We start from the raw sequence: 12,028 nt of genomic DNA on the forward strand, positions 1-12,028 counted from the left end.
CGGGTCATGTGCGGTGCGCTGTGCGGTCGTTGCCCGTGGTGCGATGCGGAGCGCATGCCAGAGTCTCGCGCCGCTCGACGCGGCACAAGAGTCCGGTCCGGTCGCGCCGGTGAGCGGAGCGGCTAGCTCTTTCCGCTCTTGTTGAACTCGGCGACGTTCTTCTGATGCGTCTCGAAGCTCGACGTGAACCGCGTGTCCCCCGGCTTCACCGTGACGAAGTACAGCCAGTCCCCCGGTGTCGGACTCGTCGCCGCGCGCATCGCCTCTTCGCCGGGGTTGCCGATCGGTGTGGGCGGCAGGCCCATGCGCGCGTAGGTGTTGTACGGGCTCTTGATCTTCGTGTCGCGGTCGCTGGTGGCCAGCGTCGAGCGGTTCAGGGCGTAGTTGATGGTGGAGTCCATCTGCAGGGGCATGCCCTGGTCGAGGCGGTTGTAGATGACCCGGGCCACCTTGCCCATGTCCGCCTTGGTGCCGGCCTCCGCCTCGATCATGCTGGCGATGGTGACGGTCTGGTAGACGTTCACCGCGTTCCGGTCGGCGCCCGCCGTGACCCGGCTGCCGCCGAATTTCTTCGTGGCCGTATTCACCATGTACGACAGGACGGAGGCCGGGGTCGACTGGGAACTGATCGGATACGTGGCCGGGAACAGATACCCCTCGGGGTTGCCGCCCGCGTCGCTGGGAAGTCTGAGGTCGGCCTTGGGGATCGCCTTTTTCGTGGTGCCCGTAGGCACCTTGAGCGCGTTGTCCACGGCCTCGTACACCTGGCCCGAGCGCCAGCCTTCGGGGATGGTCAGCGACTCGGGCCGTGCGTCGTCGTCCGGGAGCAGCAGCGGCACCGCCACGGCGGTGGCCGCCGCGACGGCTCCGGTCGCGATCAGGGCGATCCGGCCCCGCCGCGTCAGTCGAATCGTGCCCCGTCGCGGAGTCTTGGTCTGCATGCGGGCACGGTAACCCGCAGATCTGTGCATTCCCGGCATATCGTCATGTCGCGGGCTCCAGTTGGGCGTCTCTGCGGACGAGGGCGGCGTAACGGCCGTCGCGCTCCAGGAGCTCCTCGTGGGTGCCGCGCTCGGCGGTGCGCCCGCCGTCCAGGACCACGATCTGGTCGGCGCCGCGGACGGTGGAGAGCCGGTGGGCGATGGTGAGCGTGGTCCGGTTCGCGGACAGGGCGTCGATGGCTTCCTGCACGGCCCGCTCGGTGCGGGTGTCCAGGGCGCTGGTCGCCTCGTCGAGGATGAGGACGGGCGGATCCCGCAGGATCGTGCGCGCGATGGCGAGGCGCTGCTTCTCGCCGCCGGAGAAGCGGTGGCCGCGCTCGCCGACCACGGTGTCGTACCCGTCCGGGAGGGACGCGATGTGGTCGTGGATCTGCGCCGCGCGGGCCGCGGCGATCAGCTCCTCGTCGGTGGCGTCGGGCTTGGCGAAGCGGAGGTTCTCGGCGACCGAGGCGTGGAAGAGGTACGTCTCCTGGGAGACGACGCCGACGGCGCGCGCGAGGGTGTCGAAGTCCAGGTCGCGCACGTCGACGCCGTCGAGCGTGACGCGGCCGCCCGTCACGTCGTACAGCCGGGGCACGAGGTGGCTCAGGGTCGACTTGCCGGAGCCGGTGGGACCGACCACGGCGAGGCTGCCGCCCGCGGGTATCGCGATGTCGATGCCCTGGAGGGTGGGTCCCGACTTCTCGTCGTAGCGGAACTCGACGTCCTCGAAGCGGACCTCGCCCTTGATGGTGTCGAGGCGGACGGGACGCTCGGGCTCGGTGATGTCGATGGGCAGGTCCAGGTACTCGAAGATGCGCTGGAAGAGCGCGAGCGAGGTCTGGATCTGCACGCCGGTGGAGAGCAGGCTGACGGTCGGCCGGAACAGGCCCTGCTGGAGCGAGACGAAGGCGACGAGGGTGCCGATCGAGACCGTCGGGCCACCCATCTGGAAGGCGATGCCCGCGCTCCAGTAGATGACGGCGGGCATGGCGGCCATGACGATCGAGATGACGGCCATGCGCCAGCGGCCCGCCATGTTCGAGCGGATCTCCAGGTCGACCAGCTGCTCGGACTCGGCGGCGAAGGACCGGGTGAGCGAGTCGGAGCGGCCCATGGTGCGGCCGAGGACGATGCCGCTCACGGAGAGGGATTCGGTGACGGTGGCCGCCATCGCGGCCATCTGCTTCTGGCGCTGCGTGGCGATCTTCTTGCGCTCGCGGCCGACGCGGCGGCTGATCCACACGAAGACGGGGAGCAGCAGCAGCGAGACGACGGTGAGGCGCCAGTCCAGGGCGAGCATGGCGACGACGGTCGCGATCACGCTCGTGAGGTTCGAGACCAGCGACGTGGCGGTGGAGGTGACGGTCGCCTGCATGCCGCCGATGTCGTTGGCGATGCGGGACTGGACCTCGCCCGTGCGGGTGCGGGTGAAGAAGGCCAGGGACATGCTCTGCAGCCGGCCGTAGACGGCGGTGCGCAGGTCATGCATGACACGCTGGCCGACGGATGTGCTGATCAGGGTCTGCAGAACGCCGAAGACGCTCGTGACGACCGCGCTGAGGATCATGCCGAGCGCGAGCAGGCTCAGCAGGCCCGTGCGCCCCTGCGGGATCGCGGTGTCGAGGATCTCCTTCAGCAGGAAGGGGGTCGCGACCGAGACGAGGGACGCGGCGCAGACAAGGAGGCCCACGATCGCGAGACGGCCTCGGTAGGGACGGAAGAGGCGGAGGATGCGGCGCATCTGGCGCGGCTGCTCCTCCTCGCCGGGGGCAGGGGGCTGCGGCGTCCAGGTGGGTTCGTCGTGACGCATGGGCTCCTTCGGGATCTCGGGCGACAATGACTCAGGGAGCATAGCTCACTGTTACCTATACTCACAATGCACAAGGTCCTGATAATGTTCCCGCATGAACACCCCGGACCCCGACGGCCTGCTCGCCGAACAGTTGCTGCGGCTGACCCGCAGGCTGCAGCGGATCCAGAAGCGCCATCTGGTGCCGATCGGCATCACCCCCGCCCAGTCCCGCCTGCTGCGCACCCTCGCGCACTACGAGACCCCGCCCCGCATGGCCGACCTCGCCGCCCGCCTCGAAGTGGTCCCGCGCGCCGTGACGACCCTGGTCGACGGCCTGGAGGGCGCCGATCTCGTACGGCGCGCGCCCGACCCCACCAACCGCCGGGTGATCCGCATCGAGCTCACCGACGCCGGACTCAAGGCCCTCGGGGAGCTGCGCAGCGCGCGCCGGGCCGCCGCAGAGGACATCCTTGCTCCATTGGACGCCGAGCAGCGCGCACAGCTGGGCGGCCTGCTGAACGCACTGTTCGACGTGCCGGACGTCCGCCGCTGCTGACACCGCGGACCGCCCGGCAGGCCACCGCAACCGCCGAGGAGAGCTCATGCCCCTGCTGGAGCCCGAGCCGGACGCCCTGCGCCCCCACCCGATGTCGCGCGCGCAGGACCCGTCACCCGACCGGGTGGCGGACGTGCGGGCCTCGGGCACACCGGACCCGCTGCGCACCGAACTGACCGCGCTGCTCGGCGCGGACAAGGTCCTGACGAAGGTCTCCGACCTGGTGCGGTACGCCTCGGACGCGAGCCCCTACCGGTTCCTGCCGCAGGTCGTGGTCGTCCCCGAGGACATCGACGACGTGTCGGCGATCCTGTCGTACGCGCACGGCAAGGGGCGCGAGGTCGTCTTCCGTGCGGCCGGCACCTCGCTGAACGGCCAGGCCCAGGGCGAGGACATCCTCGTCGACGTGCGCAAGCACTGGGCGGGCATCGAGGTCATCGGCGAGGGCGAGCGGGCGCGCATCGGCCCCGGCACCACGGTCGTGCGCGCCAACGCCACGCTGTCCCGGTTCGGCCGGGTCCTCGGCCCCGATCCGGCGAGCGCCATCGCCTGCACCATCGGCGGCGTCGTCGCGAACAACGCGTCGGGTATGACGGCGGGCACCACCCGCAACTCCTACCGCACGGTCGCCTCGCTGACCTTCGTACTGCCCTCAGGGACGGTCGTCGACACGGCGGAGCCCGACGCGGACGAGCAGCTCGCGCACGCCGAACCCGCCCTCTGCGCGGGCCTGTCGGCCATCAAGCGGGAGATCGAGGCGGACGCCGAACTCACCGCCCGCATCCGCGCCAAGTACCAGATCAAGAACACCAACGGCTACCGCCTCGACGCCTTCCTCGACGGCACGACGCCCGTGGAGATCCTGCGCGGCCTGATGGTCGGCTCCGAGGGCACCTTCGGCTTCATCTCCGAGGTCGTCTTCGACACGCTGCCGCTGGACCGGCACACGACCAGCGCTCTGCTCTTCTTCCCCTCACTGCCCGCTGCCGCCGCTGCCGTGCCGCTGTTCAACGCGGCGGGCGCGCTCGCCGTCGAGCTGATGGACGGCAACACCCTGCGCGCCTCGGTCAGCGTGCAGGGCGTGCCCGCCGACTGGGCCGGGCTCCCGAAGTCGACCGCCGCGCTCCTGGTGGAGTTCCGCGCACCGGACGAGGCCGCGCAGGAGGCGTACGAAGCGGCCGCGGCCAAGGCCCTCGAAGGGCTCGAACTGGTCGCGCCCGTCCCCTCGGTGACCAACGCCTTCACCCGTGACGCGAAGACGATCGGCGGCTACTGGAAGGCGCGCAAGGCGTTCGTCACGGCCGTCGGCGGTTCCCGCCCCTCCGGGACGACGCTGATCACCGAGGACTTCGCGGTGCCTCCGGGACAACTCGCCGAGGCGTGCGAGGCGTTGCTCGACCTCCAGACGCGGCACGGCTTCGACGCCGCTGTCGCGGGCCACGCGGCGCACGGCAACCTCCACTTCCTGCTCGCCTTCGACGCGGCCAAGCCGGCCGACGTGGACCGCTACGCCGCCTTCATGGACGACTTCTGCCGCCTGACCGTCGAGCGCTTCGACGGCTCCCTGAAGGCCGAGCACGCCACGGGCCGCAACATCGCGCCCTTCCTGGAGCTCGAATGGGGCCCGAAGGCGACCGAGTTGATGTGGCGCACGAAGCAGGTCATCGACCCGGACGGGGTCCTCGCGCCGCGCATCGTCCTCGACCGCGACCCCAAGGCCCATCTGCGCGGTCTCAAGACCATCCCCAAGGTGGAGCCGATCGCCGACCCGTGCATCGAGTGCGGCTTCTGCGAACCGACGTGCCCCAGCGAGGACTTGACCACGACACCGCGCCAGCGCATCGTGCTGCGCCGCGAGATGATGCGCCAGGCCGCGGGCTCCCCCGTCGAGGACGGCCTCGTCGAGGCGTACGGCTACGACGCCGTGGACACCTGCGCGGGCGACTCGACCTGCAAGCTGGCCTGCCCGGTCGGCATCGACACGGGCGCCCTGATGAAGGAGTTCCGGCACGCCCGGCACTCGGCACGCGAGGAGAAGGCCGCGGCCCTCGCGGCCAAGAACTTCAAGGCGGTCGAGGCGTCCGCGCGGCTCGCGGTGGCCGCCGCCGACCGGATCAGCGACCGGCTCCTCACCGCGGTGACCCGCACCGCCCGCAAGGCCGTGCGCCCCGACCTCGTACCGGAGTGGCTGCCGCAGATCGCGGGGGCCGCGTCCCGCAAGCTGCCGCGTACCGCGCGCGTGGGCGCGTCGGCGGTCTACTACCCGGCGTGCGTCAACCGCATCTTCGGCGGTCCCGGTGACCGCTCCCTGGCCGAGGCCGTCGTCGCCGTCTCCACGCGCGCGGGGAAGCCAGTTTGGATTCCGGACGATGTCGCGGGGACGTGCTGCGCGACGATCTGGCACTCCAAGGGGTACGACGCGGGGAACACGGTCATGGCCAATCGCATCGTCGAGGCGGCCTGGGGCTGGACGGCGGGCGGGCGGCTTCCGCTGGTCGTCGACGCCTCGTCGTGCACGCTCGGCATCGCGCACGAGGTGGTGCCCTATCTGACCGACGACAACCGCCAGTTGCACCAGGAGCTGACGGTCGTCGACTCGATCGTGTGGGCCGCCGACGTGCTGCTCCCCCATCTGACCGTGCACCGCACGATCGGCTCCGCCGTGCTGCACCCCACCTGCTCCATGCGGCACCTCGGCGACGAGGCGCAGCTGCGCGCCGTCGCCGAGGCCTGCGCGGACGAGGTCGTCGTGCCGGACGACGCGGGGTGCTGCGCCTTCGCGGGCGACCGGGGCATGCTCCACAAGGAGCTCACCGAGTCGGCCACCCGCAAGGAGGCCGCGGAGGTCACCGCCCGCCCCTTCGACGCGCACCTCTCGGCGAACCGCATGTGCGAGGTCGGCATGGACCATGCGACGGGCCGCGGCTACTGCTCCGTACTCCTGGAGCTCGAGCGCGCCACCCGTCCCTGACGGCACACCGCCCCCGGAACCGCCGCGAGAAATCCAACTCCCCGTCCACTACAGCCTCTTGCTTCTCGCCCGCACCCCCATCAGGGTGGCTTCCGCCCAGTGGTAGAGACCACGACGACGGAGGTCCGATGCACGACGAGAACGCGACACCGGTCCCGGACGAATCCACCGACACCACCGCCGACGGCCACTCCCGGCGTGCGGTGCTCCGCACGGCAGGTCTCGCGGGCGCGGGGCTGGGGATCGGCGCCTTCACCGCGGGAAACGCCCGGGCGGACGCCCCGGGGACGGCTCCCGCGACGGCCGACGCGGCTTCTCCCGCGCAGGCACAGGCGCCCGCCCGCAAGGGCGACACCATGATCGGGGTGCCGTTCGAGCGGCGCTCCACGGTGCGGGTCGGCATCATCGGGCTCGGCAACCGCGGCGGCAGCATGATCGACCTGTTCCTCGCGCTCCCCGGCGTACGCGTCGTCGCGCTCTGCGACCCGGTCAAGGAGAAGACCGCGGCCGCCGCGAAGAAGGTCACCGCCGCGGGGCAGCCCGCCCCGGCGACGTACACCAAGGGCGAGCACGACTACGAGAACCTGTGCAAGCGCGGTGACATCGACTTCGTGTACGTCGCGTCCCCCTGGGACTTCCACTTCGACATGGCCAAGTCCGCCATGCTGAACGGCAAGCACGTCGGCGTGGAGTGTCCGATCGCCCTGCAGCTCGACCAGCTCTGGGAGTTGGTCGATCTGTCGGAGCGGACCCGCAGACACTGCATGCAGTTGGAGAACTGCTGTTACGGCAAGAACGAGATGCGTGTCCTCCGCATGGCGCACGCGGGCAAGTTCGGTGACCTGCTGCACGCGGCGGGCGCCTACAACCACGATCTGCGCGGCCTGATGTTCGACCCCGACTACTACGAGGGGCCCTGGCGCCGCCTGTGGCACACCCGGCTGCGCGGCGACCTCTACCCCAACCACGGCTTCGGCCCGACCGCCAACTACATGGACGTCAACCGAGGCGACCGCGTCACGCACATCTCCAGCTTCGGCACGCCCTCCCTCGGACTCGCCGAGTACCGCAAGGCGCACATGCCGGCGGGCGACCCGAGCTGGAAGGAGACGTACATCGAGAGCGACCGCACCATCAGCCTCGTCCAGACGGCGAAGGGCCGGGTCATCCGCCTGGAGCACGACGTCTCCACTCCCCACCCCTACAGCCGCATCAACAGCCTCGGCGGCACGAGGGGCGTCTTCGAGGACTATCCCGAGCGCATCTACATCGAGCCCGACCACACGAATGACGAGTGGGGCGACTTCGCCAAGTACGCCGACTTCGACCACTGGTTGTGGAAGGAGCACGCCAACCCGCCGGGCGGGCACGGCGGCATGGACTACATCATGATCTTCCGCCTGATGCAGACCATGCAGCTCGGCCTCGTCCCGGACTTCGACGTGTACGACGCCGCGACATGGACGTCGCCCGTGCCGCTGAGTCACCTGTCGATCAAGGCGAAGGGCGCGCCGCAGGAGATCCCGGACTTCACTCGCGGGCTGTGGAAGAAGGCGCGTCCGGGAATCGACTCGGAGAAGCCGAAGGCGTAGCGGGCCTCAGGGACTTGGGGGTGGTCCCGGTGACGGCATCCACGTCATCGGGCCCCTCCGGGCCTTCAGCCTGCTCCGGTACGAACGCGATCTCGCCGCCGAGCACCTTCTTCGCCCGCTCCGTGTCGAGGGCGCCCTCCCAGCGGGAGACCACGAAGACGGCCACGCAGTTGCCGAGGAGGTTCGTGGCGACGCGCATGGCGTCCATGATCCGGTCCACGCCGAGGAGCAGCGCGACCGCTCCGGCCGGGATGACCCCGAGCGCGGAGGCCGTCGCGGACAGCGCGAGGAACGCCGAACCCGGCACGCCCGCCATGCCCTTGCTGGTCAGCATGAGGACCAGGACGACGGTGATCTGCTGACCGACGGTCAGGTCCACGCCGACGGCCTGCGCGATGAACAACGTACCGACGGAGAGATAGATCGACGCGCCGTCGAGGTTGAAGGAGTACCCGGTCGGCAAGACGAGGCCGACGGCGTCGTCCCGGCAGCCCGCCTGGCGCAGCTTCTGCATCATGCGCGGCATCACGGTCTCGCTGGACGCGGTGCCGAGCGCCAGCAGCATCTCCTCGCGCGTGTAGCGGACGAACTTCCACAGACTCAGGCCGGTCAGCGCCTTGAGGGCGACGCCGAGCAGGACGAGGAAGATCAGGGCCACCCCGTAACAGACACCGATGAGCTTGCCGTACGTCGACAGGGCGCCGAGGCCGTACTCCCCCACCAAGTGCGCGGTCGCGCCGAACACGGCGAGTGGTGCCAGCTTCATGATGAACCCGACGATCGCGAAGACGATCTCCTGTCCTTGCTCGATGGCGGGCAGGATCGCGGGCACCTTGGTCTGGCCGAGGTGCAGCAGCGCCGCGCCCACCAGGCAGGACAGCACGAGGACTTGGAGCAGCGAGTTCTCGGCGAAGGCGCCGACCGCGCTGTCGGGGAGCGAGTGCAGGATGAATTCGCTGGTCGAGGGGAGTTCGCCGCCGCCGGTCTTCGCGTCGACGGCGGAGGCGTCGAGTGTGTCGGGGTCGACGTTCATGCCGACGCCCGGGCCCGCGAGGTTGCCCGCGAGAAGGCCGACGACGAGGGCGACCGTGGTCGCGACCTCGAACCAGATGAGGGCCTTGAGCCCGATGCGGCCGAAGGCCTTGAGATCTCCGGCCTTGGTGATGCCTGCGACGACCACGCAGAAGACGAGCGGCGCGATCATGGCCTTGATGAGTCGTACGAAGCCGTCGCCGAGCGGTTGGACGGCCGTGCCCGCGTGGGGCCACAGCCGTCCGACGAGGACTCCGATCACCAGCGCGCAGGCGACCTGCGCGAACAGTGAGGTGCGCAATGTACGTGCTACGCGTCGCGGCAGGGACGGTACGGACTGCGGCACGGGCACTCCTGTGAGGCGTAAGTGACTTTTGGTATGCGGAAGTTGACTTCCGCCTTCCGCGAGCCGTCACTATTGCGGAGTGCCCGCCTCCGCAGAAGACCCCGGTGTCACATCGGGGTAAATCTTGGATCTTGCTCCAAAAGGGCTCGGGAGCAGGCGGTCAGCAGCGGAGCCTGTCCTCCGTCAGGATCCCCTGGACCGTGCCGAGCGTGCGGTCGTGGCAACCGCCGTCACCGACCAGCCGGTAGCGCTCGCGCGAGGTGCCCACGGCGTGCCGCTCCTCGCGGGGGACGTTCGCGGTGTACGTCGCGTCGCCCTCGTAACGGTCGTCGAGCACCGACCGGTTGGCGCGCCGGTCGCCGCGCGTCGTGACGCTCTCGGCACGGTCGCCGAGGGAGATCTCGGTGCGCAGCCGGTCACCGGCGCCGAGGGTAGTGGTGCCGTCCATCGTGTACGTCCGGTCGGTGCGCACGGCACGGCCGCCCGTCGTGACCTTCTCGTCGTCGGTCCAGGTGGCCTTGAGCGCGTCCAGCGACTCGCCCTCGGTCCAGCGGTGGACGGAGGTGGTGGAGACGGTGCGCGTGACGGTCGTCGCGACCCGGCCGTGCGAGGTGTCCAGGTAGCCGGAGACGCTGAGCCGGTGGCCGCCCTCGGTGTCGAGGCGGTGCTCCTTCGTGGGCGAACCGGGCGTGTACGTCGTCTCGTTGGCGAGGTCGCCCTCCTGGTGACGGGTCAGCCTGCCCGTGACGCGGTCACTCTTCTCGTCCTGCCAGACGAGGACGTTGGCCGGGGTGCTCCAGCCGGTCTGCGCCTTGGGCACGCCGACGACGGAGACCTCCACGCGGTGCGGGCGCCCGTCGTTGAGCAGCCCCGCGAAGGGCGTCAGGTCGTACTCGATGGGCTTGATGTCGAAGGCACGGGGGCCCGGAATCACGTACCACAGGAAGGGGTTGGACCAGCCGCCGGTCCAGACGGTCGGGAACGGCGCGGCGATACCGGCGAGTTGCCCGTCCACCTTGACCTGCACCTCGCGATAGGGCCCGGCGTCCGCCTTGCACGAGTAGGGCGCGGCGTCCGGCACGGTCAGGTACCAGTACTCCTCGCAGCCGCCACCGGAACCGGTGGCGTACACCTCGGCGACGATGCGCTCGCTGTTGCTCGGGGTGGTGAGGGTGTCGTCCTGGAGGGGCAGGACGCGGTCGGGGGCCTCGGTCTGCGGCGAATCCCCGGAGGACTGCTTCGCGGTCTTCTTCTCCGCCGCGTAGAACGTGAGGGTGGTCTTGACGTCGATGACACCGGTGTACGTCTCGTTGACGACGTTCCCGATCAGCATCTCGACCGGCTGGTCGGCGCGCAGGGTCGCGCTGTAGCGCGTGACGTCCTTCTCCACGGACCAGGCGATGCCGTCGGGGGACGGCTCGGGCGTGGACGTACGGAAGACCTCGATCCCGCCGATGCGGAGGTAGCCGAGGCGGTCGTACTGCCGCCCCTTGACCTTGCCGTCCATCCGCAGGACCACCTTGCTCCAGCGGTCCCCGCACCCGGCCGGAGGCGCGTAGTCACCCTTGTACGGCGTGAAGTCCCTGAACCGGGCTTCGGCGACCGTGACTTGGCAGGACTTGGTGTGCGGCTTCCGGACCGGCGGCGCGGCCGTGACCGGGTCGTGCCAGTCGGTGCCGAATTCGGCCGGGGGCGTGGCGGTGGTGGGCAGGGGGCCGGCGGGCGTGGCGGCTGCGGCTGCCGCCGTGGGGCCCGGCCCCAGGAGTGCGCTCGCCGCGAGGGCCGCTCCGGCGAGCATGGACATGACGCTTCTTCTCATGGGGGATTTCTATGGGCAGGCGACGATCACCGCAATGCCCCTGCGGCTGGGCCGCCTTGAGGGTCAGGCCGCCTTGAGCGTCAGCCCGCCTTGAGGTTCGCCTTGTCACCCATCACCACGACCGGATGCAGCTTCGGGTCGAGCGTACGGAGCAGATACTCCATCCCCGACTTCGAGAGGCTCACGCACCCCGACGTACCGCTGCCGTGGTCCATGTGTACCCACATGCTGCCGCCCTTCGACCTGCCCTGCGGGCGCGTCGGATCGCTCGGCGGGGTGCCCTTGACCCGGTTGTAGTCGATGGCGATGACGTAGTCGAAGTCATGCCAGTACGGCTTCGGCCAGTAGTGCGGCGCCTGCATGGAGGTGCTCTGGGAGTACGACAGCTTCGCCCCCGGGTCCGGGAGCACACCACCCGCGTCGGTGAGCGTGAACACGCCGACCGGGCTGCGCTTGTCGTCCTCCCGGTGGTTGGTGGTCCAGCCCTTCCTGCCGTTGTGGCCGGACCAGCTGCGGGTCTTCTCCCAGGTGGCGTCCTTCGGCCCGGACTTCGTATAAAGAACGATCGAGGACTTCGCGGAGTCCTCGCCCTCGCCGTAGACCGCGAGGACCTGCTGGGAGTTCTTGGGGATCTTCGACTGGAACCGGTCCCCCACATCGGGGATGCGCTTCGGATCCACGGCCCGCGCATGGGTGTTCTTGCCCTGTCCAGGATCGGCGTCGTCCTGCTTCTTCGCCGAGTCGTCCCCGCTGCCGCAGGACGTCACCAGGACACCGCAGGCCGCCATCACGACCGCCGCTCGCACCGCTCCGGCTATTCGCATCAGCCCATGGTCGCACCCGGTGTGCGATGCACCTGTCCGGAGCCTCCTCGCTCGTGGAGATCGGGCCGATTCTTTACCGTCGGGCGGAAAATCGTTTGCTTCGGCCCACCGTC

At 69.9% G+C, this 12,028-nt stretch carries 8 protein-coding genes; 3 read left to right on the forward strand and 5 right to left on the reverse strand.

Annotated features, from left to right (window positions below; all coding sequences use genetic code 11):
- Positions 1–122 precede the first annotated feature (122 nt).
- Both mltG and ACFWZ2_RS24025 read right to left on the reverse strand, forming a co-directional pair.
- The gene (gene mltG / locus ACFWZ2_RS24020) at positions 123–941 is read right to left on the reverse strand and encodes an endolytic transglycosylase MltG (protein WP_384548836.1); all 819 of its coding nucleotides are present in this window, start codon (positions 939–941) and stop codon (positions 123–125) included.
- Positions 942–984: 43 nt separating this feature from the next.
- Positions 985–2,793, reverse strand: a complete 1,809-nt coding sequence (locus tag ACFWZ2_RS24025) for an ABC transporter ATP-binding protein (protein ID WP_384548838.1) — start codon at positions 2,791–2,793, stop codon at positions 985–987.
- A 94-nt stretch (positions 2,794–2,887) separates the two neighbouring features.
- Here ACFWZ2_RS24025 and ACFWZ2_RS24030 point away from each other — a divergent pair, with 94 nt between their 5' ends.
- From ACFWZ2_RS24030 to ACFWZ2_RS24040, 3 genes are all read left to right on the forward strand, one after another.
- Entirely contained in the window at positions 2,888–3,331 is a 444-nt protein-coding gene (locus tag ACFWZ2_RS24030; RefSeq protein ID WP_384548840.1) for a MarR family winged helix-turn-helix transcriptional regulator, read from the forward strand.
- A gap of 46 nt (positions 3,332–3,377) precedes the next feature.
- Complete coding sequence (locus tag ACFWZ2_RS24035; RefSeq protein WP_384548842.1) at positions 3,378–6,302, forward strand: FAD-binding and (Fe-S)-binding domain-containing protein; 2,925 nt, start codon at positions 3,378–3,380, stop codon at positions 6,300–6,302.
- 128 nt (positions 6,303–6,430) lie between these two features.
- A complete protein-coding gene (locus tag ACFWZ2_RS24040) occupies positions 6,431–7,894 on the forward strand; it encodes a Gfo/Idh/MocA family protein (protein ID WP_384548844.1) in 1,464 nt (487 codons plus the stop codon).
- Here ACFWZ2_RS24040 and ACFWZ2_RS24045 read toward each other — a convergent pair.
- The 3 genes from ACFWZ2_RS24045 to ACFWZ2_RS24055 form a co-directional block, all read right to left on the reverse strand.
- Positions 7,833–9,272, reverse strand: coding sequence for a cation:dicarboxylate symporter family transporter (locus ACFWZ2_RS24045; protein ID WP_384548846.1), 1,440 nt, complete (start codon positions 9,270–9,272; stop codon positions 7,833–7,835). The genes ACFWZ2_RS24040 and ACFWZ2_RS24045 overlap by 62 nt on opposite strands.
- Positions 9,273–9,432: 160 nt before the next feature.
- Positions 9,433–11,091, reverse strand: coding sequence for a peptide-N4-asparagine amidase (locus tag ACFWZ2_RS24050; protein ID WP_384548848.1), 1,659 nt, complete (start codon positions 11,089–11,091; stop codon positions 9,433–9,435).
- An 80-nt stretch (positions 11,092–11,171) separates the two neighbouring features.
- Positions 11,172–11,915: a L,D-transpeptidase family protein gene (locus tag ACFWZ2_RS24055; RefSeq protein WP_384548850.1), complete on the reverse strand. Its 744-nt coding sequence runs from the start codon at positions 11,913–11,915 to the stop codon at positions 11,172–11,174.
- Between the last annotated feature and the right edge of the window lie 113 nt (positions 11,916–12,028).

The sequence above is a fragment of the Streptomyces sp. NPDC059002 genome, from assembly GCF_042740435.1.
Taxonomy (GTDB): Bacteria; Actinomycetota; Actinomycetes; order Streptomycetales; family Streptomycetaceae; genus Streptomyces.

Coding starts and splice junctions, on each gene's coding strand:
- mltG (WP_384548836.1), bottom strand. CDS start 941: ATGCAGACCAAGACTCCGCGACGGGGCACGATTCGACTGACGCGGCGG.
- ACFWZ2_RS24025 (WP_384548838.1), bottom strand. CDS start 2,793: ATGCGTCACGACGAACCCACCTGGACGCCGCAGCCCCCTGCCCCCGGC.
- ACFWZ2_RS24030 (WP_384548840.1), top strand. CDS start 2,888: ATGAACACCCCGGACCCCGACGGCCTGCTCGCCGAACAGTTGCTGCGG.
- ACFWZ2_RS24035 (WP_384548842.1), top strand. CDS start 3,378: ATGCCCCTGCTGGAGCCCGAGCCGGACGCCCTGCGCCCCCACCCGATG.
- ACFWZ2_RS24040 (WP_384548844.1), top strand. CDS start 6,431: ATGCACGACGAGAACGCGACACCGGTCCCGGACGAATCCACCGACACC.
- ACFWZ2_RS24050 (WP_384548848.1), bottom strand. CDS start 11,091: ATGAGAAGAAGCGTCATGTCCATGCTCGCCGGAGCGGCCCTCGCGGCG.
- ACFWZ2_RS24055 (WP_384548850.1), bottom strand. CDS start 11,915: ATGCGAATAGCCGGAGCGGTGCGAGCGGCGGTCGTGATGGCGGCCTGC.